Here is a 26,931-nt window from a genome sequence, read left to right on the forward strand (position 1 = left end):
GTTGGCCAAAATCATGGACAGGCTGCTGCTGCTTGTTTACAGTATCATCGGCTTTGCCGTCAGTGTTGTGGCACTTCTTCTGGTCAGCAGGATCATTCCTGAGAGGGAAGCGGAAGATTGGGTGGAATCCTTATACGGAACGGACCGTCTGCTGCAAGGAATCGTCATCACGGTATCTGTCATTATCTTGTTAATCAGCCTGCGCTTCCTGTATGTGGCTCTGCGAAGAGGCAATGCATCCTCTCCTTCCATTGACCAGCGTACGGAATTTGGCGATATCCGAATCTCCGTGGAAACGGTAGAGAATCTCGCGCTCAAAGCGGCTGCCAAGCAGCGCGGTGTCAAGGATTTGCGTGCCCGTATCCGGATCGTTGAATCAGGCCTTGATATTATGCTGCGTACGGTTGTAGACGGGGAAACCTCTCTTCCGCTTGTTACAGAGGAAATTCAGCGTGCTGTCAAGGAGCATGTGGAGGAAATAACGGGTATACCGGTATCCAGCGTTTCGGTATTTGTAGCCAATATCGTGCAAACCCAGACGTTCAAGAGCCGCGTCGAATAAAGGAGGTCATCGGCGATGTGGAAGGAGATCCTGTCAACGTACGGAGGCCGGATCGCCGGCGTGGCGGCCGGTGTGTTCTTCGGGTGCATTTACTTGATTGCCGGCTTCTGGGACATGCTTTTTTTTGCTTTACTAACGTTTATCGGCTATTATGTTGGAAGACTGAAGGACGAGCGAACCGGACCGGTCTTTCCATGGGAACGTTTAACCGGTTGGTTAAACGAGCGGTGGAGATGGTTCAAATAGCCCTGTGATTTCCTCCGTACGCCGGACGTCGGCTTACAGTCCGTTCGGGGCAGGGAGGAGATCATAGGTTTTTTTCGTTGTTCCCATAACAATTTGCTGCAGGAGGACATATGAAGCGGAGACTAGCGCGTGAGATTGCGGTACAGAGCTTGTACCAGATGGAAATGAATGAGGTGTCTGCCGAGGAAGCGGTGGCCATGATTGTCGAGGAAGCGGGGCAGGAAGACAGTGAAGTAGAAGCTGGCGGAAGCGGGCTGCAGGCGCTCAGCCGGTTTGCTTATGATATGGTTGCAGGAGTGAGGGATCATCTGGCTGAAATCGACGATATGCTTCAGCAGTATTTGACCGGCTGGCAGGTGGACAGGCTTTCACGCGTAGACCGCCAGATTTTGAGGCTCGCTTATTATGAGCTGGTATATCGTGAGGATGTACCGCCAAAAGCCGTAGTGAACGAAGCGATAGAGCTCGCCAAGCACTTCGGGACGGACGAATCCGGTAAATTTGTCAACGGCGTGCTGGGCCGGCTGCTGAAGGCTGTTGAGGAATTGAAGGCAAAGGACAAGCAGTAAGCGAACAAACGAACGGGAGAGTGGGGATATCATGTCAGCACAGCGAATTGAAGGTAAAGCGATTTCGGATCAAATCCGTGAGGAACTGAAGCAGGAAACGGCGGAGCTGGCTGCCAAATGGATTAAGCCGGGCCTAGCAGTCGTGCTGGTGGGTGAGGATCCCGCTTCGCAGGTTTATGTCGGGAACAAGGAGAAGGCCTGTCAGCAGATGGGATTTCACTCCGAGGTGCACCGCATGCCGGCATCGACATCTCAGCAGGAGCTGCTTGAACTCGTCGCTTCTCTTAACGAGAATTCGTCGGTTCATGGGATCCTTGTTCAGCTTCCGCTGCCTTCCCACATTGACGAGAAAGCGGTTATTAATGCAATCAGCGCAGAGAAGGATGTGGATGGCTTCCATCCGCTGAATACCGGCAATCTGATGATCGGCGATGACAGTCTGCTGCCCTGTACGCCAGCCGGGTGTATTGAGCTGATCAAACGTTCGGGTGTATCGATAGCAGGCAAGCATGCTGTCGTGATCGGCCGCAGCAACATTGTCGGCAAACCGGTTTCCATGCTGCTGCTGCGGGAGCACGCAACGGTAACAATCTGCCATTCCCGTACCGAGAATATGGCCGAGATTGCAAGGCAGGCGGATATCCTGGTCGTAGCGATTGGCAAAGCCAAAGCGATTGATTCCCGTTACATCAAGCCGGGTGCAGTTGTGATCGACGTAGGCATCAACCGTCTGGAAGACGGCAAGCTTGCGGGTGACGTAGACTATTCGGATGCGGTTACGACCGCGGGATACATAACACCGGTACCGGGCGGCGTAGGCCCAATGACGATTACCATGCTGCTCAAAAATACGCTGAAAGCGGCAAAACGGATACACGGCATCGGGGAGTGATGATGTCTATGGCTAAACAGCCCCGCATTTATTCCATAAAGGAAATCACACGATATATCCGAATGAAGCTGGAGTCGGACAATCTTCTTGGCGATGTCTGGCTCCGCGGCGAAATCTCTAATTTCACGCATCATTCAAGCGGTCATATGTATTTTACGCTCAAGGACAGCGACAGCCGCCTGAAATGCATTATGTTTGCCTCTCATAACCAGCGCCTTCCCTTCATACCGAGAGAGGGCGCCAAGGTAATGGCAAGGGGCAATTTCTCTGTTTATGAACGGGACGGCAACTATCAGTTCTATGTAACCCAGATGCAGCCGGACGGTATTGGCAGCCTGTATCTTGCTTTTGAGCAGCTCAAGAAAAAGCTTGAGGCAGAAGGGCTGTTTGATCCGGCGCGCAAGCGGTCGATACCGCGGCTTCCCAAAGCGATTGGTGTGGTGACCTCCCCGACGGGAGCCGCGGTTCGGGATATTCTCATTACGCTCGAGCGCCGGTTTCCGAATGTTCATGTAAGTCTTGTTCCCGTGCTTGTTCAGGGCCCCCAGGCAGCGCCTGCTATCGTAAAGGCCATAGAACTTTTGAACCGGGAACAGCAGGTGGACGTACTGATTGTAGGAAGGGGCGGCGGTTCGCTCGAGGAGCTGTGGGCCTTTAACGAGGAGTCGGTAGCAAGGGCTATCGCGGGCTCGCTAATTCCGGTTATATCGGCGGTAGGTCATGAGACGGATTATACAATTGCCGATTTTGTTGCGGATTTGCGCGCCGCGACGCCAACCGCTGCTGCTGAGCTTGCGGTTCCTCACTTGATGGAGATGAGACAGCAGGTTGATCAAGCCTCACGCAGGCTGGCACAGGCTCTGAGGCATACCGTCCAGGTGAGGAAGGAACGTCTGGCGCGCGTGAGGCGTTCCCCGTTATTCATGCACCCGCGCCGGTACCTGCTTGAGCCTGCCCAGCGTCTGGACCGTCTGAAGGAACAGCTGCGCACCCGATTTGTACGTCGTTCGGAACGCAGCAGAGAACGCTTGGTTCGTCTGCAGGGGGCTCTTAAGCGTTCTCATCCCGGAGCGCGCGCGGAAGCAGCTGCTGATCGGCTCACTGACCTGCAGAAGCAGCTGGAAGGCATCATGCGCCTGAAGGTCAGGGACAGGCGGTCTGCGCTTGGCTCTGCGGTAAGGCAGCTGGATGCCCTAAGTCCGCTTAAAGTAATGGCCAGAGGATATGGCCTTATATATGACGAGAAGGAAGAGCATCTGGTTAAATCCATTCAGGATGTTCAGCCCGGCGATCTTGTCCATGTCCGTCTTGCGGACGGAAGTTTGGACTGTCATGTTTGGGGAATGAAAGGAGAGGGTAAAAGCGGTGGAACAGAAGGAAACGACACAAACATTTGAAGAAGCGATGGAGCAGCTTGAGGAGATTGTGACAAGGCTTGAAAATGGCGATGTGCCGCTGGAAACAGCTATTGAGCTGTTCCAGGAAGGCATGCGGCTGTCACAGCTGTGCGGCAGCAAGCTCGAGCACGTGGAACGCAAGATCGAAATGCTGATTGAGACGGAAGACGGCGTGCAGCGCAAGCCGTTTGCTCCAGGCCAAGAGGATCGAGGGGAATAATTTGAAGCAGATTAGCACAGCTGACTATATAGCAGAGAAAGCGGCAGCCGTACAGGATGCGCTGCATCAGGCGCTCCCGCAGGAATGGGATGTGCCTGAGCGCCTGCGTGAAGCGATGTTGTATTCGCTTAATGCAGGAGGCAAGCGGCTCCGGCCTGTCCTTGTTTTAGCTGCCGCCGAAGCAGTGAATGGGGAAGCGGAGGCAGCGGGTGCAGCCATGCCGATTGCTTGTGCGATAGAGATGGTACATACGTATTCACTTATTCATGATGACCTCCCTGCTATGGATGATGATGACTTCCGCCGTGGCAAGCCTACGAATCACAAGGTTTTCGGGGAAGCGGTTGCAATTCTGGCCGGAGACGCCCTGCTGACTCATGCTTTCTACTGCGTTGCCCAGGCAGCGAAGAATGGCCGAGTATCGGCGGAAGCCACACTCGCTATAGTGGAGGAGCTCGCCCGTCTTGCCGGGGCTCCCGGCATGGTTGGCGGACAGACAGCTGATCTGCTCGGCGAACAGGGGATTACAACCATCGAGGAGCTCGATTACATTCATCTGCACAAGACGAGTGATCTGATTGCCTTCTCGGTGCAGGCCGGTGGACGGACAGCCGGTGCAAGCTCCAGTCAGCTTGAAGCGCTGGGGATCTTCGGAAGAAAGCTGGGGCTCGCCTTTCAGATTCAAGATGACATCCTGGATCTGGTTGGCGATGAGGCTAAGCTTGGCAAGAAGACGAATAGTGATGTAGAGCAGAATAAGGTCACTTATCCTTATCTGCTTGGCATGGACAAGAGCCGTGAAGAAGTCGAGCGGCTTACCGCGGAAGCGAAGCAAGCGGTTGAAGAAGCCGGATTCGCTTATCCAGACAGGCTGCTTGGTATTGCGGATTACCTGATGAAGAGAGATCATTAACGCCAGACCGGAATGCGCAAGGCATTGGGATGAAATGGCGACATGTGATATAATAGACGACAACGTTGGACATTCTTTGGACAACAGTGTTTTCAGTCCAAGAAAGCGAGGAAAACACATGCTGCTCGAACATATCCAGTGCCCTGAAGACCTCAAGCGTCTATCAGCGGAGCAGCTGGAGCAGTTGGCGGTTGAAATCCGTCAATTTCTTATTGAAAAGCTGTCGGTTACAGGCGGGCATCTTGCCCCGAACCTGGGCATTGTCGAGCTTACGGTTGTGATGCATTACTTATTTGAGAGCCCGAAGGATAAATTCATCTATGATGTCGGTCATCAGGCATATGTGCACAAGATGCTGACCGGACGCATGGAGCGCTTCGACACGCTGCGCAAGTACAAGGGTCTGTGCGGTTTTGTCAAACGCGCCGAGAGCGAGCATGATGTCTGGGAGGCAGGGCACAGCAGCACTTCGCTGTCAGCAGCCATGGGCATGGCGCTTGCAAGAGACCTGCAGGGCGGAGACAACAAGGTTGTTGCCGTTATTGGAGACGGAGCCCTGACAGGCGGTATGGCGCTCGAAGCGCTGAACCATATCGGCCACGAGAAGAAGAACCTGATTGTGGTCCTGAATGACAATGAAATGTCAATCGCCCCGAATGTTGGCGCCCTTCATAACTATCTGGGCAAGATACGCTCCGACAAGCATTATATTAAAGCCAAGGATGACCTGCAGCATTTACTTGGGCGGATACCGGCGATTGGCGGAAAGCTGGCCAAGACAGCGGAACGGCTCAAGGACAGCGTGAAATATATGATGGTGCCCGGTATGTGGTTTGAAGAACTGGGCTATACGTACTTAGGACCGGTCGACGGTCATGATATTGGCAAGCTGCTGGAAACATTCCAACAGGCCGCCAATGTCGATGGGCCAGTACTGATTCATGCTTTGACGCTCAAAGGCAAAGGATACTCGCCTGCTGAAGCGGATTCGCACAAGTGGCACGGCATTACACCCTACAAAATTGAATCCGGCCAGGTGGTCAAGGCAGTTGGCCCTCCGATGTATACGGAGGTGTTCAGCCAGATGCTGATCGAGCTGGCGGAGCAGGACGACCGGATCGTTGCCGTGACGCCGGCTATGCCGGGCGGATCGGGACTGCTCAAGTTTGCCGAACGGTTCCCGAACCGGATGATTGATGTGGGGATTGCCGAGCAGCATGCCGCGACGATGTGTGCCGCGCTTGCCATGGAGGGACTGAAGCCGGTATATGCCGTTTATTCGACCTTCCTGCAGCGGGCTTACGACCAGGTCGTTCACGATATCTGCCGGCAGAACGCGAATGTTATATTTGCCATTGACCGGGCCGGCTTCGTAGGGCCTGACGGCGAGACGCATCATGGAGTATACGATATGGCTTATTTGCGGCATATTCCTAATATGGTGCTCATGATGCCTAAGGATGAGAATGAACTTCGGCGGATGATGAGGACAGCAGTTGACTATGATAATGGTCCAATCGCTGTGCGCTATCCCCGTGTGGCAGGCCGTGGCGTTGAGGTTGATCCGGAGCCGCTGCCTATCCCGATTGGCCAGTGGGAAACCGTTCGTGAAGGTGAGTCAGCCGTTGTGCTTGCCGCAGGTCCAATGATCCAGGTGGCTGAAGAAGCGGCAGAGCTGCTGAAGCGCGAAGGGTTATCGCTGCGAATTGTCAATGCCCGCTTTATCAAGCCGCTGGATGCCGAGATGCTGCAGCAGCTGGCGGAAGAGAGGATCCCGATGATCGTTCTGGAGGAAGGAACCCAGCAGGGCGGTCTTGGCAGTGCCGTACTGGAGCATTACTCGCTGCGGGGCGAATATGGCCTGCAGATTCGTATTGTCGGTGTTCCGGACGCCTTTATCGAGCATGGTTCGATCAAGGAACAGCGTGAAGAGGTTGGATTGACACCGGAGCGGGTTGCAGCAGAGGTAACCGGCATGATGCCGCGGCAGCGGCAGCGGGCAACAGGCCAATAAAGCATGATGACAGGTGATGGTGAGTGAATGGCCGACAAGGAACGGATTGATGTACTGCTTGTAGAGCAGGGGCATTATGAAAGCCGGGAGAAGGCGAAGGCTGCCTTGATGGCAGGCCTTGTCCTGGTAAATGGCGAGCGGATCGAGAAGAGCGGGACGAAGGTGCCTAGGACAGCTGAGATAACCGTCAAGGGTGCTCTGCATCCTTATGTCAGCCGGGGCGGTCTGAAGCTGGAGAAGGCTATCCGGCAGTTTGAATTAAATCTGGAAGGCTGTGTTATGCTCGACATAGGGGCATCAACCGGGGGCTTCACGGACTGTGCCCTCCAGAATGGCGCCTCATTTGTCTACGCTGTAGATGTGGGGTACAACCAGCTGGATTGGTCGCTTAGACAGGACAGCCGGGTCGAAGTTATGGAACGGACCAATTTCCGTTACACACAGCCGGGCGATCTGACAGGACCGCGGCCTACGTTCGCTACAATTGATGTTTCTTTTATTTCGCTAAAGCTGATCCTTCCTCCGCTGTCCGGGCTTCTCGAAACGGGATCAGGCGTAGTAGCCCTTATTAAGCCGCAATTCGAAGCCGGACGGGAGAAGGTCGGGAAATCAGGAGTTGTTCGCGACTCTGCCGTTCATGCGGAAGTACTCAGCAGGATTCTCGGTTTTGCTGCCGAGCTTGGGTTCAGCTTGCACGGTCTTACGTTCTCCCCGATTACCGGCGGGGAAGGGAATATTGAGTTTCTCGCATATTGGAAGTGGCGAGAAGGGGAAGCGAACGTACCGGATTCCGCTGCCATTGATGCCCTTGTGGCTGAGGCCAAAGGGACGTTCACGGCTGGATGAAATTAGGAAGCAATAGAATTAAGGAACGAAGAGGTAAGGCTGCGGACTGCGGCTTTATCTCTTTTTTTATGAAGTACTGGAAATCTGATTTATGATCTGGTAAACTGAAAGCAAACAAATGTTCGCAGTTGATGCTGACAAGGAATTGCGGCCCCTGTGCGCGAATCTTTATGGTAATGTTACCTAAAGAAACGAGGGATGAATTTGGGGAATGCGGCTGATTGGGTCATCATGGCGGTGGCGGGTTCCTTTCTTGCCGTTTGGCTGTTCCGCTCTTTCTATGCATGGCTTCATGAGCCTTCAGGGTCCCGGGTGGTTCTGCTCGGCGATGGTGAAGAGCTTGCGCCTGATGATGAGAATGTGAAATTTCTTGAGCAGTCAGGCTATGAAGTAGTTTCCGGCAAACACCGGATTCCTGTCACAATCAGTCTGGACGGTGAGAAGTTAAAGACGCGGTTATATGTGGATTACGTGGCCGAGAGGGATGGATTGACTTACCTCGTGAAGACGGCTCGTGACCGGATGCCCTATGAGTGGACAGGCAGCGGGCTGCGGGACAGGCTGTTCATGTACGCACTGCTTGTGCCTGGCACAGAGGGAATTATTATTATGGATGCACGCGACAAATGGATACGGACCCTGACGTTTCAGATAACGGCTCAGGGCTAGGAGGAACTGCGGAATGAAGGCAATACGCCACTTGAAGATCAGAGAAATTATTAATAGCGAACCCATCGAGACACAGGATGACCTGGTCGATGCGCTCAAGCGCGGAGGGATGATTGTTACCCAGGCCACTGTGTCGAGGGATATCAAGGAACTGCAGCTGATCAAGGTTCCGACGGAAGATGGCAGGTATCGTTACTCGCTTCCCCAGGAACAGAAGTTTAACCCGGTTCACAAGCTGCGCAGAGCCATGCTCGATAATTTTGTTCATGTTGATTACACCGACAATCTTGTCGTGATGAAGTGCCTGCCGGGCACAGCGAACTCCATTGCGGCCCTGATTGATAATATGGAATGGTCGGAAGTTATGGGAACTATATCAGGTGACGATACCATTCTAATCATCTGCAGGACAAGAGAACAGAGCACTGAGATTGTACAGTCACTGCTGGATATGCTGAACTGAATTCTGGTTTGACAGAGGACAGAATTTTGATGAATGGCGGATACGCCAATTACACATGGTAATGAGAGAAGGAGAGGGAGAGAACATGCTTCGGGAATTGTCCATTCGAAACTTGGCGGTCATCGAGCAAGTGTCTGTAAGCTACCATAACGGTTTTCATGTGTTGACAGGTGAGACAGGAGCAGGCAAATCGATACTCATTGATGCACTCAGCCTCATCATCGGGGGACGCGGTGCTTCCGATATGGTTCGCTACGGATGTGACAAGGCTGAAATCGAAGCGATGTTCGACCTCCATCCAGGTCATCGTGTATGGCGTGTGCTTAACGAGCTGGGCATAGGCGCTTCGAGTGAAGAAATGCTGATTATCAGGCGTGAGCTGTCCGCTCACGGGAAGAGTGTCAGCCGCATTAATGGCCAGGTGGTTAACTTGACCATGCTGAAGGAAGTCGGCGATTGTCTGGTTAACATTCACGGCCAGCATGAGCATCAATCCCTGCTTCGAATTGACCGTCATCTGGAGTGGCTCGATTTGTACGCTGGCGATACGCTGGCTGAGAAAAAACGCGGTTATCAGGCGGCTTATCATAAGCTTCAGCAGACACGTACGAAGCTGCGGGAGCTTGAAGAGTCTTCCCGTCACAATATGCAGATGCTTGATTTGTACAAGTTCCAGATAGAGGAGATTTCATCTGCCGGTCTGGTACCTGGGGAAGATGAATCGCTCCAGGAGGAAAGACGGAAGCTGATGCACGCCGAGCGGCTTATGGAGCATGCAACCGAAGCTTATTCACTGCTCTACGGAACGAAAGGACTGGAGGCTCTAAGCAAGGCGCTAAGCCATTTAGAAGACATCCGTTCTTACGACCCAACCGTGCTGGAGCCGCTGGTGGAGCAGCTTCAATCCGCTTATTATCAGGCAGAGGACGTATCGTTCCAGCTCCGTGACTATCGCGATCAGGTGGAGTTTAATCCCGAACGTCTAGCCGAAATCGAAGACAGGCTTGATCTTATCAATGGTCTGAAACGCAAATACGGCGAGCAGATTCCAGACATATTGGCTTATTATGACAAGATATCGTCTGATGTAGACAAGCTTGAGAACCGTGACGAGCATCTGCAGCGGCTTCGCGAAGAGGAAGGCCGTCTGTACGATCGCGCAATGTCGCTCGCATTGTCGCTCTCCGGACTTCGTCACCATGCGGCTGACAAGCTGGCTTCAGAAATCGAGAGGGAGCTTAAGCAGCTGCAGATGGAACGCACCACCTTCAAGGTGAAGCTGGACAAGCTGCAGGAAGGAACAGACAGCTTCCGATTAACACCACATGGAGTAGATGAAGCGGTCTTCATGCTGTCTGCCAACCCGGGTGAGCCGCTTAAGCCATTGAGCAAAATCGCTTCCGGGGGCGAGATGTCCAGAATTATGCTCGCTCTGAAGACAATATTTGCGGCAATCGACGAAGTACCCGTGCTGGTGTTCGACGAAGTGGACACAGGTGTTAGCGGCCGTGCAGCACAGGCGATCGCGGAGAAGATGTCTGTCCTGTCGGACAGATGCCAGATATTCTCGATTACGCATCTTCCGCAGGTGGCCTGTATGGCGGATCACCATTATGAAATCCGTAAGAGCATCCGTAATGAACGCACATCAACCTCCGTTACGGAGCTTGTTGGCGGGAAACGGATTGAAGAACTTGCTCGTATGCTGGGCGGTGTGGAGGTCACGGACAAAACAAGGCTCCATGCGCAGGAAATGCTTGATTTAGCCGGCAGACAGAAGGGCGCGTAATGGAAGGTATTACGGGAAGGTTTTATCGGTCATAAAACCCTGGGGGCAAGGTTACCTTATAGGTACGCCATTGGCGAATGACGTTTCGTCAGGAGACGGAAACCTAGGGAGCGTGAAAATCATTGAACGCAAGTAACCGGAAACGCTGGTTAGGATTAATTCTCGTGTTCTTCGTTTGCATGATCGGCTTCTCCGCCCCGTTGCAGCATTTCGCGGCTTTTCCAAGTGAGCTCAGGCTTTTTTCCGGCCAATTGAAGCAATTGGACTACTTAATGCCGGTTCATGCCAAGGTAACCGTTGATCCGGATGTTGTCAAGGTGAATGGATCGGCCAGTGCATCAACTCAGGTCGACCTTAACGAGCCTTTATCCCTGGTCCCGTCCCATAGCGGTACAACAGAGATGAAGATGAAATTATTTGGTCGTATACCCTTTAAGACAGTTAAACTTAATGTTGTTCCTGATCTCCGCGTTGTGCCCGGAGGCCAGACGATCGGCGTTAAAGTGAAGTCAGATGGTATTATGGTTGTAGGCCATCACCAAGTAGAGACGAAGCCAGGAGTTAAGGTATCGCCAGGTCAAGACAGCGATATCCGCCTGGGGGACCTGATTGTTAAGGTCAACGGTTCCTACCTGAATGAAGTGGCCAAGATGAGCAAGATTGTGGATAAGGCTGGCCGCTCAGGCAAACCTCTGCACTTCGAGATCAAGCGCGGCTCACAGATCGTAACTAAAGATTTGAAGCCTGCCTACGATCCAGAGGATAAGGCTTGGCGGCTCGGTCTGTACATTCGTGATTCCGCTGCTGGTGTGGGCACTTTAACCTTCTATGCACCGGATCAGGGTGTGTATGGCGCTCTCGGGCATGTGATTACGGATATGGACACCCAGACGCCCATTAAGGTTGGCGAGGGGCAGGTTGTTCAGTCGAGTGTAACCTCAATCAACAAGAGCTCGAGCGGGGAACCTGGTGAGAAGAGAGCACATTTTGTGAAGGAAGGCAAAGTGCTTGGCAATGTGGAGCACAACACGCAGTTTGGAATATTCGGCAAGATGAAGGAGCTTCCGAAGCCGACATATACAAGCGGAACTTTACCTGTCGCGTTCGCAGAGGAAGTTAAAGAAGGACCAGCTCAAATCTATACAGTCGTAGGCGGACAGCGTGTTGAGAAGTTTAACATTGAAATTACACATGTCTCAAAGCAAACGACTCCCGCAACGAAGGGGATGGTGATTAAGATCACTGACCCGAAGCTGCTGGAACAGACAGGCGGGATTGTTCAAGGCATGTCTGGCAGCCCCATCATCCAGAACGGAAAGATCGTTGGGGCAGTGACCCACGTATTCGTGAATGATCCCTCATCGGGCTATGGCTGTTATATCGAATGGATGCTGCGGGATGCAGGGATTTTACTGGAGAGCAGCACTCCACAGCAAAATCTTAAGGCGGGTTAAAGCGCCTTAAGATTTTTTCTTTGAGGCACCTGAGGATTGTCGAATCAATACGGAAAACTTCGAAAGAGGAGACCTTATGTAATAAAATATTAATTATATAGAAGCTGTGAAAAAAAATAAAGAAAAATAATTTTCGACAGAAGGAATTTTATGGGGGATGTCGAAAATGTTATAATAGCAAAAACATGCTTCATCCAAATCGGTCAAGGGAGGACTCAGACTTGCAAAGAATTGAGGTTTTACTCGCAGATGACAACCGAGAATTTACTAACTTATTATCGGAGTATATAGCAGAACAGAGTGATATGACGGTTAGCGGTGTAGCTTACAATGGTGAAGAAGTGCTCAGGCTGCTCGAGGAATCAAGAAAGACGCCTGACATTCTTATTCTGGATATTATCATGCCTCATTTGGATGGGTTGGGTGTACTGGAGAGGCTTCGTGATATGAACCTCAATCCAATGCCTAAGATCATTATGCTGACGGCATTCGGTCAAGAGAATATTACGCAAAAGGCTGTCCAGCTCGGCGCTTCATACTACATACTGAAGCCGTTCGATATGGAAATCCTGGCTAACCGGATTCGCCAGCTGGTAGGCAACCCAGCCGTTGTATCTGGTTCCAACTATACATCTTCTCTGCCGAAGTCCAATGTCGTACCAATTGCCAAAGGCAAGAATCTGGACGCGAACATCACAAGCATCATTCATGAGATTGGTGTTCCTGCTCATATTAAAGGGTATCAATATCTTCGTGAAGCGATTACAATGGTGTACAATAACATTGAGATTCTTGGCGCAATCACCAAAACGCTGTACCCGGCAATCGCTGAGAAGTTCAAGACAACGCCTTCACGAGTCGAGCGAGCCATTCGTCATGCTATCGAGGTCGCGTGGACTCGCGGAAACATTGATTCCATCAGCCACTTGTTCGGTTACACCATTAACATCAGCAAATCTAAGCCAACCAACAGCGAATTCATCGCGATGGTAGCTGACAAGCTGCGCATTGAGCATAAGGTGTCCTGAAAGCGTGAGGATTAATTCTTAAATCCGCAGCAGGTCATGACAACAAACAACACCGCCCTCGCTTCGGATTTCTCCGAAGTGTGACGGTGTTGTTTTTAGTATAGTTGATGCCACTGCTGGTGCCCAATTATCATCATCTTGTCGCTCAAGCATCCTGTCTTGGCGGGCGCGGTCTTTTCGGTTTGAAGCGGGGGGCAACATAATTGCGTTTACGGTCCCGAAAGAAAATCCAGCCTCCGATAAAACCGACACCTGCCATAAACATCAGCATTCCGGCGATAAACTTGCCCCACTGAAAGGCTGGAGCCACTGCTTCATTGTTGCCGTATTCCGAGAAGAATACAAACAGCGAATCCTTAAGCAGCAAGAAGCCGTAGGTGGCCATGAAGCCGGGAATGACGAGCAGTAGAATGGCGATAAAACGGGCGATGACTTGTCTCACGCCGGTACCCTCCTACAACAACAAGTGCTAGTTGCATTGCTCCTATCATACCCTTTTCAGTTTAACCTGTCCATTTTGCGAATTTGGACATGTTATTGTGCCCGAAAACAGGTACAATAGAGAGCGAAATTGTACATACGAAAGAAGGCGAATGGACATGACCATCCAAGTGGATGTTGCAGTGCTCGGCGGTGGACCGGGCGGATATACGGCCGCTATTCGGGCGGCACAGCTCGGGAAGACAGTAGCGATCGTTGAAATGGATAAAGTGGGAGGCACCTGTCTGCACAAAGGATGTATTCCTAGCAAATCTCTGCTTAGAAGCGCAGAGGTTTACCATACCGTCAAGGAAGCCGAACAATTCGGTGTGGTAACCGGGGGAGAAAGCACGCTCCGCTATGACCTCGTATCCAAGCGGAAGGCGGATACCGTGGATAAGCTTTATAAAGGGCTGCAGTATCTGATGAATAAGCATAAGATCGAAGTTATCAAAGGCAAGGGCCGTATTATTGGGCCGTCCATTTTTTCGCCGCGCAGCGGAGCCCTAGCTGTTGAGCTGGCTGATGGCGAAATGGAGACAGTTATTTCAGCCAACCTGATTATTGCAACCGGGACCAGACCCCGCAGATTACCTCATCTGAACTATGATGGCGTACATATAATGACGAGCGATGATGTGCTCGAAATGAAGGCACTGCCAAGCAGTATTTTAATTGTGGGTGGTGGTGTCATTGGCGTCGAGTGGGCTTCTATGCTGCATGATTTTGGCGCTCAGGTAACGGTTGTCGAGGCGGCGGACCGCTTGCTTCCAGGTGAAGATGAAGATGTATCGGCTGAGCTGATGAAGCTGTTCCGGACAAGAGGAATACGCGTTCTGACGAAGGTTAACCTTAAGCTTGAATCCTGTCAATCGGGGGAAGGCAGAGTTGCTATTGAAGCGGAATCTGCCGATGGCCATTTGCAGCTGGAAGCCGCTGCTATGCTCGTATCCGTGGGACGTGAGGCCAACATCCAGGAGATTGGTCTGGAAGCGACGGATATCCAGGTTCAGAACGGGTTTGTGAAGACGAATGCCATGCTGCAGACGAGGGAGCCGCATATTTACGCGATCGGCGACGTGACTGGCGGTGTTCAGCTTGCTCATGCCGCTGCTCATGAAGGAGTTTTTGCAGTGGAGCATTTATCCGGTCAGAAGCCTGATTTGGTGGAGGCACACCGGATTCCAAGAGGTGTCTATTCGAGACCCGAGGTCGCTTCACTGGGATGGACGGAGAGCCAGGCGCGCAGCCAAGGTTTTGAAGTGAAGACAGGGAAAATCCCATTCGCCGCAATTGGGAAGGCGGTCGTTAAGGGAGAGACGGACGGATTCGTGAAGGTGGTGGCTGATAAGGCGACGGGCGATGTGCTGGGCGTTCATATGATCGGGCCTCATGTCACGGATCTTATTACGGAAGCAGCTCTTGCTGATTTGCTTAATGCTTCCGTGTGGGAAGTAGGGCAGCTCATTCATCCGCACCCGACACTATCCGAAGCCTTGGGTGAAGCCATGCTGGCTGTAGACGGCAATTCGCTTGCGTTTTAAATACAGCCTGGTGTGCAAAACGATACATTTTCTTTTTTTGCCCACTCGCGTTATAATAGCTGTAGCAACTATTAGTACCTGGTGTTAAGATCAACGATTAATACTTGGAACTACAGACTTATACTAGTGAACTTTACCAGGAAGAGGAGGCTGCATAATGGCTAAGACCGAATCAGTCACCCAATCTTTTCGCCACCGTGAGGTCGGTTTGACAGATGAGCAGGCCGTGCAGATGTACAGCACCATGCTGACGGCCCGAAAATTCGATGAGCGGATGCTGCTGCTGCAGCGGGCAGGCAAAATTAATTTCCACGTTTCCGGGATTGGTCAGGAAGCCGCTCAGGTAGCGGCAGCTTATGCACTCGACCGGGAGCAGGATTATTTTCTCCCCTACTATCGCGATTACGGCTTCGTTCTGTCGGTTGGCATGACGCTGAGAGATCTGCTGCTGTCGGTATTTGCCAAGGCCGAGGACCCGAACAGCGGCGGACGTCAGATGCCCGGGCACTTTGGCAGCAAGAAGCTGCGTATTGTGACAGGTTCCAGTCCGGTAACTACTCAGGTGCCGCATGCTGTAGGATTCGCGCTGGCCGCGAAGATGAAGGGCAAGAAGTTTGTTTCATTTGTTACCTTTGGTGACGGTTCGAGCAACCAGGGAGATTTCCATGAAGGCTGCAACTTTGCCGGGGTACATAAGCTGCCGGTTATTTTGATGTGTGAAAATAACCAGTACGCGATTTCGGTTCCCATAGACCGGCAGGTAAGCGGGAAAATCAGCGACAGGGCACTTGGCTACGGATTTCCCGGCATTCGTGTGGACGGCAACGATCCGCTGGAAGTATATCGGGTTGTTAAGGAAGCCAGGGAGCGCGCGGTTGCCGGTGAAGGCCCTACACTTATTGAAGCGATGATGTACCGCTTGTCACCGCACTCCACCTCTGATAACGATCTGGCTTACCGGACGAAGGAAGAGGTCGAGGAGAACAAGCTGAAGGACGGCCTTCCTAAATTTAAACAATACTTGATCGATTGCGGACTATGGTCAGAGGAGCAGGAGCAGGAGCTTTCGGCTGCCATCAAGGCTGAGCTTGATGATGCGACTGCTTATGCAGACAAAGCGCCATTCCCTGCACCAGAGGATATTCTGCTGCATGTGTACGCAGAAGAGGGAGGCAACTAACCATGCCAGTCATTGAATATATAGATGCGATCCGGCTAGCCATGAAGGAAGAGATGGCCCGTGATGAGAATGTCTTCGTGCTGGGTGAGGATGTCGGTCTTAAGGGCGGTGTCTTCACCACAACCAAGGGACTGCTCGACGAATTCGGCGCGATGCGGGCACTTGATACGCCGCTGGCTGAGTCGGCTATCGCCGGCGTTGCCATCGGGGCAGCCATGTACGGAATGAAGCCAATCGCGGAGATGCAGTACTCCGACTTTATGTTTCCGGCTACCAACCAGATTATTAGCGAAGCGGCTAAGATCCGTTACCGCTCGAACAATGACTGGGAGTGTCCCGTAGTAATCCGCGCGCCGATCGGCGGCGGGATTTTTGGGGGCTTGTATCACTCGCAGTGTCCGGAGTCTGTTTTCTTTGGCACACCAGGTTTGAAAATCGTAGCTCCATATACTCCTTACGATGCTAAAGGTCTCTTGAAGGCAGCGGTGCGCGATCCAGACCCGGTCTTATACTTTGAGAACAAGAAGTGCTACAAGCTGGTAAGCGGTGAAGTGCCCGACACGGATTACACGGTGCCGATCGGCAAAGCCAATGTGCTGCGCGAAGGTGAGGATATCACGGTGATTGGCTACAGCCTGCCGCTGCATTTTATTATGCAGGCTGCCGAGGAGCTCAGCGGTGAGGGCATTGAAGCACATGTGCTTGACCTGCGTACGATTCAGCCGCTTGACAAGGAAGCGATTCTGGAAGCTGTGCGCAGGACCGGAAAGGTTCTCATTGTCCATGAGGACAATAAGACAGGCGGAGTCGGTGCCGAGGTTGCGGCGATTATCGCTGAAGAGCTGCTGTATGAGCTGGATGCTCCGATTATGCGATTATGCGGGCCGGATGTTCCAGCCATGCCGATCAACGCGCCTGGAGAGAAATTCTTTATGCTAAACCGTGACAAAGTGTATGATGCCATGCGTAAATTAGCGCTTTATTAGAAGGTATTAGGGGATGAGCAATGATGAAATCGGTAACGGAAATCGTCATGCCGCAGCTGGCGGAGTCGCTTGTTTCGGCAACGATTGATAAGTGGTTGAAGCAGCCGGGCGATGAGATCGAGATGTATGAGCCGATTTGCGAGATCATTACAGATAAAGTGAATGCTGAGCTGCCGTCAACAGTTGCGGGCAAGCTTGTCAAGATATTAGCGGGCGCAGGGGAGACGATTCCTGTAGGCGCGCCAATCTGTCTGGTGGAAAGCATAACAGCTGATGAGACAGGTACGGCTGGAGTATCAGCAGTACAGCCTGCCGGAGCAGCTGTAACCACCAGCGAAGCTGCGGAGGATCAAAGTATGCGCGGAAGATATTCGCCTGCTGTTCAGCGGCTTGCGGCTGAGCATAATCTGGATCTGACGGAAATTCGCGGCTCAGGCATTGGCGGTCGTATTACAAGGAAGGATGTCCTTGCCTATGTGGAGTCGGGTGCTCGCGCGAAGAATGAACCAAGAGCCGCAGAGCAGCAGTCCAGCAAGCCTGCAGAACAGGCGGTTTCTGCACCGGCTGAGACCAAGCTTCCAAGCGTACGCTCCTCGGGCCTGCACTTGTCGGAGCCGCCGCGTCTTCCTGACGTACAGGTTGAGCAGCAGTCGGTACCCGGCAAGGGTGAATATTTTATCGATGTCACTCCGATCCGCAATACGATCGCGACAAGAATGCGGCAGAGCGTAACGGAAATCCCTCATGCTTGGACGATGATTGAAGTCGATGTTACCAACCTCGTTGTGCTTCGCAACAAGCTTAAGGATGAATTCCGGAAGCGGGAAGGCATTAATCTGACCTACCTGGCGTTCTTGATCAAGGCAGTCGTTAATGCGATTAAAGATTACCCGATCATGAACTCGATCTGGGCAGTCGATAAAATCATCGTCAAGCGCGATATCAACATTTCGCTGGTGGTGGGTACGGAGGAGTCCGTCCTGACACCGGTTATCCATAATGCGGACCAGAAGAATATTGCGGGCCTTGCCCATGAGATCGATGAGCTTGCCCGCAAGACGAGGGAAGGCAAGCTGACAGTAGCCGATATGCAGGGCGGAACCTTCACAGTCAATAATACGGGCTCATTTGGTTCGATTCTATCCTACCCGATTATCAACTATCCGCAGGCTGTTAATTTAACATTCGAATCCATTGTGAAGCGTCCGGTTGTCATCAATGACATGATTGCGGTTCGTTCGATGGCTAATCTGTGTTTGTCCCTTGACCACCGGATATTGGACGGCGTGATTTGCGGCCGGTTCCTGCAGCGTGTGAAGGACAACCTGGAAGGTTATAATCTGGAGACGAAGCTGTATTAAACATTGACAAAAAAAGAGGGTGCGACTATGAGCGAAGCTAACCGGTTGGACAGCATCTACATACCTATGTTAGGCTATGGCGAGGCTTGGGACCTGCAGAAATCGCTTGTCCGGCAGATTGATCTGGAGGAAGCTCCTGAGAAGCTTCTGCTGCTTCAGCACCCGCCAACGTATACGATTGGGTCACAGAGGCATCCGGAGCACCTGCTGCTCAGCGAGGAAGAGCTTGCGGCACGCGGAATTGCCGTACATCAGATTGACCGTGGCGGCGATATTACCTATCATGGCCCTGGCCAGCTGGTTGGTTACCCGCTCTTGTATCTGGATGCTGCCGGACTGGATCTGCACGCTTATCTTCGTAATTTGGAACAGGTGATGATCGACTGGCTTGCCGGATACGGAATAGAAGGCGGCAGGAAGACGGAATATACAGGCGTGTGGGTCGGCGATGTGAAGATAGCGGCAATTGGCGTCAAATTCAACAAGAGCCGCAGGCGCAAGGGCTTCGTAACAAGCCACGGCTTCGCCTTGAATTTGAAGGCGGGGATTGCAGCGGATGGGTTTCAGGGCATCATTCCATGCGGAATTCAATCTTATGGTGTGACTTCCTTCGAGGATCTGACGGGGAGGACTATGCCGGTCAGACAGGCGGCAGAAGAGATTCTGCCGCACTTCTGCCGCATATTCAACAAGCATTCGAATGGTTTAGTAGAAGAACCAGGACATGCTCATCATGACGGTGGAAATTAACATAACACCGACGAGAATGATAGCTGTAATGCGCAGCCATTTGCGATTGTGCATGATGCCGCACTCCTTTCAAGGGAAGGGTTACGACTCTTATTGTATACGATATTACATAGTGGAGGAAAGCTAATGATCTCTGAGAAACGTCTTGTGGACGAATTTATGGAACTTGTCCAAGTGGACAGTGAAACGAAGCATGAACAGGCAATAAGCAAGGTGCTGAAACAAAAGTTTGCCGAGCTTGGCCTGCAGGTCGAGGAGGATGATGCTGCGGAGAAGACCGGGCATGGAGCGGGCAATCTCTTCATTATGCTGGAAGCAAGCGGCACAGAGGATGCGCCGACTATCTTTTTCACCTCCCACATGGACACGGTAACACCTGGCGCCGGCATTAAGCCGCAGCTGGATGATGACGGTTATATCCGCAGTGACGGAACAACCATTCTGGGCGCTGACGACAAGGCAGGCATCGCTGCGATGCTGGAAGCAATCAAGGTGCTGAAGGAGCAGAAGATCGCTCACGGACCGGTTCAATTCGTTATCACGGTAGGCGAGGAAGCGGGCCTTCATGGTGCCCGGGTAATGGACCCTGCCCGTCTGAAGGCAGAATACGGGTATGCTCTTGACTCCAATGGACAAATCGGCGATATCGCTGTAGCAGCTCCATCGCAGGCGCAGATCGACATGAAGATCATAGGCAAGTCGGCTCACGCCGGTGTAAACCCGGAGGACGGTATCAGTGCAATTCAGGTGGCCGCCAAGGCCATCTCCCGCATGAAGCTGGGCCGGATCGACAAAGAAACGACAGCTAATATTGGTCGTTTCGAGGGCGGCGGCGCAACGAACATTGTCTGTGATTATGTAAAGCTTGATGCAGAAGCGAGAAGTATTGTGCAGGATAAGCTGGACGCTCAGATTGAATCGATGCGGACAGCGCTTGAAAGTGCGGCCTCTGACTACGGCGCGACAGCCGAGTTTGAGAGCGAGATCATCTACCCGGCTTATTCCTATACGGATGGTGATCCGGTAGTCGAGCTGGCGAAGAAGGCTATTGAGCAGATTGGGCGCACACCAAGAACCTTCCACTCAGGCGGAGGCAGTGATGCCAACATCTTCAATGGACTTGGCGTGCCGACGGTCAATCTTGCGGTCGGGTATGAGCATATTCATACAACCAAAGAGCAGATCAAGGTTGCGGATTTGGTTAAGACAACTGAGCTGGTCGTGCAGCTCATTAAGCTTGCGGCTGAAGAGAAGTAAGCTTAGAGTGTAACCCCCCAAAAAGCAACCAGGAAGCGAGTATTAGCCTGTTGGCTGCTTATGTAAATAATGAAGGCATTTCCTAAGCTGGCAGCAGCTGCTGCTGGCGGGGGAGTGCCTTTTTTTGATAACTGGCGACGTTCACACATCTGGCCATTGTAGGTAACGGCTGGCTAGCTGCCGCGGTTCAACTCGCTGACAGCGGGTCCCGCAGGTTTTCCAAGCATTTCACGGAGCTTGCGGCTGTCGGCGGCCGGACCGGTCAGCTTGCGCAGCTGATGGCGGATTTCCCATGCCTTGCCGACCAGGCGGAGACCCTTATCATCCAGATATTGTTTCATCTTTTTTCAACCCCTGTCCTGTTTTGGTATAATGATCAATATGCGCAAGATGGACAAGTTATCCCTCGAATGCTAATTTGTTGGACAGCCAGTGTGTACGTTAATGCTAGGTGTGAACGGACAACAGACTGCCGAGGGCAATACAAGGACCGGTATTAGCCGGCAAGGAGCGAAAGATACGATGACGACATTCGGCAAATCAGAGCAGTGGCAGGAGAAAACAATCAAGACAGACCACATCTTCAACGGGCGGATGATCACCCTGCAGGTGGACACGGTGCAGCTGCCCAATGGTGAAACGGCAACACGCGAAATCGTTAAGCACCCCGGGGCTGCCGCAGTAATGGCTCTGATTGATGATAAGCTGCTGGTTGTGGAGCAGTACCGCAAGCCGCTCGAGAAATTTCAGGTTGAGCTCCCGGCAGGCAAGCTCGATCCAGGAGAGGACCCAATTCAGGCGGCTTACCGCGAGCTGGAAGAGGAGACGGGTTACAAGGCCAAGGAAGGCTCGATGAAGCTGGTCAGCGCCTTCTTCACTTCACCGGGCTTTGCCGATGAGAAGCTGTACCTGTACTTTACGGATCAGTTGGAGAAGGGCTCGCTGCAGCTGGACGAGGATGAATTTCTCGCCGTGGATGCGATCAGCTTCGAGCAGGCTCAGCAGTATATCCGTGAAGACCGGATCAGCGATGCGAAAACAATGATGGCGGTGCAGGCATGGCAGCTGTACCGGCTGACTGGAACGATCTGATATGACACGGCAGCAGGGCGGAGAGCATCTTCAAACGGTCTATGCCGACATGCATATTCATATTGGCAGCACAGACCAAGGTGAACCGGTTAAGATCAGCGCGAGCCGCGGCCTTACATTCCGCAACATCGCCCATGAGGCGGCAGTCCGCAAAGGGATTCGGCTGCTCGGCGTCATAGATGCCCACTCGCCGGGTGTCCAGCGGGACATCGCCGGGCTGCTGGAGGCTGGCGAAATGTCTGAGGTTGAAGGCGGAGGCATCGGGTATCGGGATACGACCCTGCTCCTTGGCAGTGAAATCGAGGTGAAGGAGCCTGGCAGAGGCCCGGCACATTATCTGGTGTTCATGCCAGACTTTGATCGCATGCAAGCATGGACGGAATGGATGGGCGCTTATATGCGCAATGTCATGCTCAGCTCCCAGCGCATTTATGTAACGGGCAGGGAACTGCAGGAGCAGGCGCTCTCCAGGGGCGGTCTGTTTATTCCCGCTCATATTTTCACTCCCCACAAGAGCTTGTATGGCAGCTGTACGAATTCAATTCCAGAGGTGCTTGACCCGGCGGCAGTGTCTGCAGTCGAGCTTGGCTTAAGTGCGGATACGGAAATGGCGGGTTACGTAGCTGAGCTGGATGGTTACCCGTTCCTGACGAATTCGGATGCGCATTCCCTCTCCAAGATTGGCCGTGAGTATAATGAACTGCTGCTTGGCAAGCCATCATTTGCGGATTTCCGGATGGCCCTGGAGGGCAAGGAGGGCAGGAGGATTGCCGCTAACTACGGCTTAAATCCGCGGCTTGGCAAATATCATAAGACCTACTGCCTCAATTGTGAGTCGGGTCTTGATCTGGGAGGGCAGGACCGCCAGCCGGAGCGATGCTCTCTTTGCGGCAGCACGAAGCTGGTGAGCGGAGTCATGGACCGGATTCAAGAACTGGGCAGGCTGATGGGCAGGGAGCAGCCGGCAGTAGTACATAGCGGGCGGCCGCCTTACCGGTACCAGGTTCCCCTCGAATTTGTCCCCGGAGTAGGACCGAAGCTGCTCGACCGCCTGCTGCAGCGCTTCGGTACAGAGATGGACGTGCTGCACACCGCGGGCAAGGAGGAGCTTGCTGATGAGGCAGGCCTGCAGACGGCAGGGCTTATTATTGCGGCCAGAGAAGGCCGCCTCAATCTTGAGGCTGGGGGCGGCGGCAAATACGGGAAGGTGAGGAAGTAAATTTCTTTTGGCCAGTATGGCTATCCTGCACAGGGGCATACCGCTTGGACGAACGTCATACAATGTAGCAGACAGTTCGGACAAGAAGGGAGAACGGCAGATGAACCCTGTACAATGGCTTCGCTCCGGCAGGGAAAGCCTGACCTTATATGTGTTTGTGATCGTGCTCTTCGTTGTGGGCGTTGTCTTCGGGACCCTGATGTTTAATGCGCTGACACTGGAGCAGCAGGAGGTGCTGGCAGGGGAAGTCAGCCATTATGCGGAAGTGTTCAAAGCGGGAATTATGCCAGAGACTGACGGCTCGCTTCGTGAGCGGGCATTCTTCTATGGCAAGTGGCTGCTGCTGATCTGGCTGCTCGGTATAACGGTCGTCGGACTGCCTGTCATACTCGCGCTGGATTTCATGAAGGGCGTGCTAATCGGGTTCTCTGTAGGTGCCCTGATCAGCCAGCATGAATGGAAGGGGCTGCTGTTCGCGCTTGCCTCGATCGCGCCGCCAAATCTTATCGTCATTCCCGCGCTTGTGATGGCGAGCGTATCAGGGCTAACCTTCTCGCTTTATGTGATCAGGCAGAGGCTGATCGGCAAGGGAGGCGACCTTGTACAGCCGCTGCTGTCGCATACTGCCGCTTCGCTGCTGCTGCTTCTGGTTCTGTGGGGCGCAGCGCTTGTGGAAGTCTATTTGTCTCCGCATATTATTGCTTGGGCGGCTCCCTATCTGGTCTAGGGGCCGTCCTCCTATTTTCTAGTAAAAGGTTTGACTTTCCCGGCTGTTAGCCCCTATAATGAAAGCAACTGTCTGGCATAACGGTGCATGGAAGCGCGGAGGGAATAATTATGGAAGCCCGTATCGAGAAAATCAAACAGCAGCTTCAGTCGCAGGGCTACAAGCTAACCCCGCAGCGGGAAGCAACCGTACGTGTGCTGCTCGAGAACGAAGAGGATCATTTAAGTGCGGAGGACGTCTTCATGCTGGTGAAGGAGAAAGCACCGGAAATCGGCTTGGCGACGGTCTATCGGACTCTGGAGCTGTTAAGTGAGCTTCATGTCGTAGAGAAGCTTAACTTCGGCGACGGCGTGGCCCGTTACGATCTTCGTACCGACAGCAACAAGCATCATCATCATCATTTGATTTGTGTGCAGTGCGGTGCAATGGATGAAATTATGGATGATTGGCTTGGTCCGCTGGAAGAACGGCTGGAACAGGAATATGGTTTTCAAGTCATTGATCATCGGCTTGACTTCCATGGAATTTGCAGCCGCTGCAGGGACAAGAATAATCAACCGGGTAGCTGAGAAGTTATTATAAGAAGTGTCATTTGATAGACTCCTGGGAGTGACCGGCATGTTGCCGGTACACTCCCAGGAGTTTTTGCTTGCAGCGTCCGAATCCGCTTCATCGTTTGCCCTGCTGAATGAACAGTGTTGGAGTGGGACGATTACGGCCGCCGAAGGGCTTTCGGATCAGCTGGCGGCAGGCTTGACCTTGGCTCCCTGGGCGCTGTACAACCCGGTTGGCAGCGGCCCTGGCCCGCATAAGAGCGTCGGCGGTCTGAAGCAGGCCCGCGCCCTGTGCCCGAACGTTGAAGCCAAGCTTCTTGGCGCTGATACCAAAGGCTCTGCTTATTTGATGAGGCAGCAATCTTGGCATTCTTGCAAGCAGAAGAGCGGCGCCGCCAGCCGCATGGGGGGCTGCCATGCTGGTGCCCGACATTGTCTTATAGCCGCCGCGGAGCCATGTGGAGCGTATATTTAAGCCTGGAGCCGCGCATGCCAGCCCGCTTCCCCGGCTGCTGAAGCCGGCAATCTTGCCTTTCTTCGTGGAGGCGGCTACGGCAAGGACGCCCGCATATCTGGCCGGTGCATCCAGGCTCTCCGCAGACTTGCCCTCATTTCCTGCCGAGGAGATAATGACTATACCATGCCGGAGGGCCCGGCGCACGGCTTCCCGAAGAGCCTGGCTGTCTTCTCCGGGAGGCAGACCGAGGCTAAGGTTCATTACCTGCACCCGGTTGCGGATACACCAGTCTATTCCTTCCACAATATCGGATACATATCCGCTCCCTGACTCATCCAGTACTTTAACGGCATATAGAGAGATTCGGGGAGCCATTCCCTTTAGCCGTTTGAATCCGGTCCCTGCCGCTATACCGGCCACATGCGTACCGTGGCCGTTGTCATCCCGGTAGGAACGGCCGTTGATCGTGTTGATCCCGCCCGCTATCTTAAGGTCGGGATGAGCGGCAATCCCCGTATCCAGGACGGCCAAGCGTATCCCGCTGCCTCGTGTGAGCGGCCATACCAGTGGAGCCTGAACCTGCTGGATATTCCAGGGGGCCCGGCCCGTATTACCGGAAGCACGGATGGATGGCGTCTTCCTGCGCAAGCTGTGAGCCCTTGCTTTTACATCCTTCTCGACATACCTGATACCGGTGTGCCGGGCTATCTCACGCAAGCTTCTCCGCTTATCGATTGTGAGGCTGAATATTCCTTGTTCGTCCAGCTGCTTGTGAGGTCGGTAACCGGCAGTTCTCAGCTCACGCAGGCAGGTTCTGTAGCTGCGCAGGCTCTTGAAGGCAAACAGCCTGCGTTCCCCATGCCGGTTCCTGCTCCGGCATGCACAGCTGCTGATAAGTTGACTTAATGAATTCATCGTTTCCCCTCCACAATTCCGGTCTAATGACATAGTATGTAGGCAGATGTGCAGCGAACCTGGGCCAATTTACCGCAGCGCACATAATTGGGTGATGCTCTGGCAAAGGTATCCATATGAGGTTTTCACAGGAAGACATTTAAGGAGGAAATGATCATGCGGATAGGTGTTCCAAAGGAAATAAAATCCAGCGAGTACAGAGTAGCCTTGACGCCCGCAGGCGTAACGGCTTTACGTCATGCAGGCCATGAAGTATTGATCCAGGCAGGAGCAGGGGATGGCAGCGGGTTTGAGGATGAGGCCTATATTGAAGAAGGCGCATTGATTATTCCGGAAGCCTCCGAGGTATGGAAGCAGGCGGATATGATTATGAAGGTCAAGGAGCCGCTTGCTGAGGAGTATGCTTATTTCAGACCCGGGCAGCTGCTGTTTACTTATCTGCATCTGGCAGCCGAGCCGGCGTTAACGAAGGCTCTAACCGATAACCGGGTCACAGCGGTCGCTTACGAGACGATCCAGCTTGATAATGGCGGGCTTCCGCTGCTGACTCCGATGAGTGAGGTTGCGGGCAGGATGGCAGTACAGGTCGGAGCCAGATTCCTGGAGGCTTTCCATGGGGGAAGGGGCATTCTGCTGGGCGGTGTGCCGGGCGTTCCGCCCGCTGAGGTTATCGTACTCGGTGGTGGCATCGTCGGCTTGAATGCGGCCCGCATGGCGCTCGGCATGGGAGCCAGTGTCGTTATACTCGAGAGAAGCCCGGACCGGATGCGCTATATCGATGATATTTTCGGCGGAACCATCCATACCCTGATGTCTAACAGCTATAATATAGCTAATGCAGTCCGGAAGGCTGATCTGCTCGTTGGCGCGGTGCTGATCCCGGGTGCGCGTGCCCCTCATCTGGTTACCGAGGAGATGGTCAAGACAATGAAGAAGGGAGCGGTCATTGTAGATGTTGCAGTTGACCAGGGCGGCACGATTGAGACAATCGACCGGGTTACCACGCACAAGGACCCAGTCTACGAGAAACATGGGGTGCTGCATTATGCAGTAGCCAACATGCCGGGGGCCGTTCCGCGGACATCTACACTCGCATTAACCAACGTTACCCTTCCTTATGCTCTTGAACTGGCAACCAAGGGCTTCCACCGTGCGGTGCAGGATAATGTTCCGCTGCGCAAGGGCGTTAACACGTATCAAGGCTATATTACACATCCCGGGGTGGCCGAAGCGGCAGGAGCCGGCTATGTGCCGGTAGAGAATCTTCTTGCTAACGGCGGTGCCAGCTGAGAGCTGGACTCAGCGGAACGGTCAGCTTCATCATGATAAATGGTCAGCCGCTGGTAC

29 protein-coding genes are annotated in these 26,931 nt (G+C 53.1%); 25 read left to right on the top strand and 4 right to left on the bottom strand.

The annotated features are described in order from the left end of the window. The first annotated feature begins 1 nt into the window (after position 1). The 14 genes from amaP (at position 2) to spo0A (ending at position 13,062) form a co-directional block, all read left to right on the top strand. Complete coding sequence (amaP, locus tag DNH61_RS22690) at positions 2-562, top strand: alkaline shock response membrane anchor protein AmaP (protein WP_111149106.1); 561 nt, start codon at positions 2-4, stop codon at positions 560-562. A gap of 15 nt (positions 563-577) precedes the next feature. Continuing rightward, positions 578-808 carry a DUF2273 domain-containing protein gene (locus DNH61_RS22695; RefSeq protein ID WP_111149107.1) on the top strand — a complete coding sequence of 77 codons (231 nt, stop codon included), beginning with the start codon at positions 578-580 and terminating at the stop codon, positions 806-808. Between the two features lie 110 nt (positions 809-918). Next, positions 919-1,377 (top strand): transcription antitermination factor NusB, encoded by a 459-nt coding sequence (gene nusB / locus DNH61_RS22700; protein WP_111149108.1) that lies wholly within the window; start codon positions 919-921, stop codon positions 1,375-1,377. 31 nt (positions 1,378-1,408) lie between these two features. Continuing rightward, on the top strand, positions 1,409-2,269 hold the full coding sequence (folD, locus tag DNH61_RS22705; protein ID WP_111149109.1) for a bifunctional methylenetetrahydrofolate dehydrogenase/methenyltetrahydrofolate cyclohydrolase FolD: 861 nt from the start codon (positions 1,409-1,411) through the stop codon (positions 2,267-2,269). An 8-nt stretch (positions 2,270-2,277) separates the two neighbouring features. Continuing rightward, positions 2,278-3,666, top strand: coding sequence for an exodeoxyribonuclease VII large subunit (gene xseA, locus DNH61_RS22710; RefSeq protein WP_111149110.1), 1,389 nt, complete (start codon positions 2,278-2,280; stop codon positions 3,664-3,666). Positions 3,667-3,673: 7 nt separating this feature from the next. Then, on the top strand, positions 3,674-3,886 hold the full coding sequence (gene xseB / locus DNH61_RS22715) for an exodeoxyribonuclease VII small subunit (RefSeq protein WP_146241129.1): 213 nt from the start codon (positions 3,674-3,676) through the stop codon (positions 3,884-3,886). 1 nt (position 3,887) lies between these two features. Beyond that, a complete protein-coding gene (locus tag DNH61_RS22720; RefSeq protein ID WP_425452302.1) occupies positions 3,888-4,799 on the top strand; it encodes a polyprenyl synthetase family protein in 912 nt (303 codons plus the stop codon). Between the two features lie 118 nt (positions 4,800-4,917). Then, complete coding sequence (gene dxs / locus DNH61_RS22725; protein ID WP_111149112.1) at positions 4,918-6,813, top strand: 1-deoxy-D-xylulose-5-phosphate synthase; 1,896 nt, start codon at positions 4,918-4,920, stop codon at positions 6,811-6,813. Between the two features lie 27 nt (positions 6,814-6,840). Next, positions 6,841-7,659, top strand: coding sequence for a TlyA family RNA methyltransferase (locus tag DNH61_RS22730; RefSeq protein WP_111149113.1), 819 nt, complete (start codon positions 6,841-6,843; stop codon positions 7,657-7,659). A 198-nt stretch (positions 7,660-7,857) separates the two neighbouring features. Further along, entirely contained in the window at positions 7,858-8,328 is a 471-nt protein-coding gene (locus DNH61_RS22735) for a hypothetical protein (protein ID WP_111149114.1), read from the top strand. Between the two features lie 13 nt (positions 8,329-8,341). Then, complete coding sequence (ahrC, locus tag DNH61_RS22740) at positions 8,342-8,791, top strand: transcriptional regulator AhrC/ArgR (protein ID WP_111149115.1); 450 nt, start codon at positions 8,342-8,344, stop codon at positions 8,789-8,791. Positions 8,792-8,876: 85 nt separating this feature from the next. After that, positions 8,877-10,580 (top strand): DNA repair protein RecN, encoded by a 1,704-nt coding sequence (recN, locus tag DNH61_RS22745; protein WP_111149116.1) that lies wholly within the window; start codon positions 8,877-8,879, stop codon positions 10,578-10,580. A gap of 122 nt (positions 10,581-10,702) precedes the next feature. Next, entirely contained in the window at positions 10,703-12,034 is a 1,332-nt protein-coding gene (spoIVB, locus tag DNH61_RS22750; protein ID WP_111149117.1) for a SpoIVB peptidase, read from the top strand. Between the two features lie 221 nt (positions 12,035-12,255). After that, a complete protein-coding gene (spo0A, locus tag DNH61_RS22755) occupies positions 12,256-13,062 on the top strand; it encodes a sporulation transcription factor Spo0A (protein ID WP_111149118.1) in 807 nt (268 codons plus the stop codon). Positions 13,063-13,207: 145 nt separating this feature from the next. Here spo0A and DNH61_RS22760 read toward each other — a convergent pair whose 3' ends face one another. After that, positions 13,208-13,504 carry a DUF2627 domain-containing protein gene (locus DNH61_RS22760; RefSeq protein ID WP_111149119.1) on the bottom strand — a complete coding sequence of 99 codons (297 nt, stop codon included), beginning with the start codon at positions 13,502-13,504 and terminating at the stop codon, positions 13,208-13,210. A gap of 157 nt (positions 13,505-13,661) precedes the next feature. Here DNH61_RS22760 and lpdA point away from each other — a divergent pair, with 157 nt between their 5' ends. From lpdA to lipB, 5 genes are all read left to right on the top strand, one after another. Next, the gene (gene lpdA / locus DNH61_RS22765; RefSeq protein WP_111149120.1) at positions 13,662-15,086 is read left to right on the top strand and encodes a dihydrolipoyl dehydrogenase; all 1,425 of its coding nucleotides are present in this window, start codon (positions 13,662-13,664) and stop codon (positions 15,084-15,086) included. Positions 15,087-15,243: 157 nt separating this feature from the next. Then, on the top strand, positions 15,244-16,266 hold the full coding sequence (locus DNH61_RS22770) for a thiamine pyrophosphate-dependent dehydrogenase E1 component subunit alpha (protein WP_111149121.1): 1,023 nt from the start codon (positions 15,244-15,246) through the stop codon (positions 16,264-16,266). Positions 16,267-16,268: 2 nt separating this feature from the next. Then, positions 16,269-17,252, top strand: coding sequence for an alpha-ketoacid dehydrogenase subunit beta (locus DNH61_RS22775; RefSeq protein ID WP_111149122.1), 984 nt, complete (start codon positions 16,269-16,271; stop codon positions 17,250-17,252). Between the two features lie 23 nt (positions 17,253-17,275). After that, complete coding sequence (locus DNH61_RS22780; protein WP_111149403.1) at positions 17,276-18,613, top strand: dihydrolipoamide acetyltransferase family protein; 1,338 nt, start codon at positions 17,276-17,278, stop codon at positions 18,611-18,613. 27 nt (positions 18,614-18,640) lie between these two features. Beyond that, entirely contained in the window at positions 18,641-19,363 is a 723-nt protein-coding gene (lipB, locus tag DNH61_RS22785; protein WP_111149123.1) for a lipoyl(octanoyl) transferase LipB, read from the top strand. On the opposite strand, the gene prli42 is transcribed toward lipB, so the two are convergent. Continuing rightward, on the bottom strand, positions 19,319-19,417 hold the full coding sequence (prli42, locus tag DNH61_RS27280; RefSeq protein ID WP_181438830.1) for a stressosome-associated protein Prli42: 99 nt from the start codon (positions 19,415-19,417) through the stop codon (positions 19,319-19,321). The two genes, lipB and prli42, sit on opposite strands and share 45 nt — an antisense overlap. Before the next feature lie 72 nt (positions 19,418-19,489). On the opposite strand from prli42, the gene DNH61_RS22790 reads away from it, so the two are divergent. Continuing rightward, positions 19,490-20,620, top strand: a complete 1,131-nt coding sequence (locus DNH61_RS22790) for a M20/M25/M40 family metallo-hydrolase (protein WP_111149124.1) — start codon at positions 19,490-19,492, stop codon at positions 20,618-20,620. Between the two features lie 173 nt (positions 20,621-20,793). Here the strand turns inward: DNH61_RS22790 and mciZ are convergent, their stop codons facing one another. Then, entirely contained in the window at positions 20,794-20,961 is a 168-nt protein-coding gene (mciZ, locus tag DNH61_RS22795; protein ID WP_111149125.1) for a Z-ring formation inhibitor MciZ, read from the bottom strand. 181 nt (positions 20,962-21,142) lie between these two features. Here mciZ and DNH61_RS22800 point away from each other — a divergent pair, with 181 nt between their 5' ends. From DNH61_RS22800 to fur, 4 genes are all read left to right on the top strand, one after another. Continuing rightward, a complete protein-coding gene (locus DNH61_RS22800) occupies positions 21,143-21,712 on the top strand; it encodes an NUDIX domain-containing protein (RefSeq protein ID WP_111149126.1) in 570 nt (189 codons plus the stop codon). A 1-nt stretch (position 21,713) separates the two neighbouring features. Next, on the top strand, positions 21,714-22,931 hold the full coding sequence (locus DNH61_RS22805; protein ID WP_111149127.1) for an endonuclease Q family protein: 1,218 nt from the start codon (positions 21,714-21,716) through the stop codon (positions 22,929-22,931). Positions 22,932-23,031: 100 nt separating this feature from the next. Then, on the top strand, positions 23,032-23,658 hold the full coding sequence (gene spoIIM, locus DNH61_RS22810; RefSeq protein ID WP_111149128.1) for a stage II sporulation protein M: 627 nt from the start codon (positions 23,032-23,034) through the stop codon (positions 23,656-23,658). 110 nt (positions 23,659-23,768) lie between these two features. Then, the gene (fur, locus tag DNH61_RS22815) at positions 23,769-24,227 is read left to right on the top strand and encodes a ferric iron uptake transcriptional regulator (RefSeq protein WP_111149129.1); all 459 of its coding nucleotides are present in this window, start codon (positions 23,769-23,771) and stop codon (positions 24,225-24,227) included. Positions 24,228-24,327: 100 nt separating this feature from the next. Here fur and DNH61_RS22820 read toward each other — a convergent pair whose 3' ends face one another. Further along, positions 24,328-25,584, bottom strand: a complete 1,257-nt coding sequence (locus tag DNH61_RS22820; RefSeq protein WP_181438831.1) for a S8 family peptidase — start codon at positions 25,582-25,584, stop codon at positions 24,328-24,330. Between the two features lie 156 nt (positions 25,585-25,740). Here DNH61_RS22820 and ald point away from each other — a divergent pair, with 156 nt between their 5' ends. Next, positions 25,741-26,874: an alanine dehydrogenase gene (gene ald / locus DNH61_RS22825; protein WP_111149131.1), complete on the top strand. Its 1,134-nt coding sequence runs from the start codon at positions 25,741-25,743 to the stop codon at positions 26,872-26,874. Positions 26,875-26,931 lie beyond the last annotated feature (57 nt).

The sequence above is a fragment of the Paenibacillus sambharensis genome (genome assembly GCF_003233845.1).
Classification (GTDB): domain Bacteria; phylum Bacillota; class Bacilli; order Paenibacillales; family Paenibacillaceae; genus Paenibacillus_I; species Paenibacillus_I sambharensis.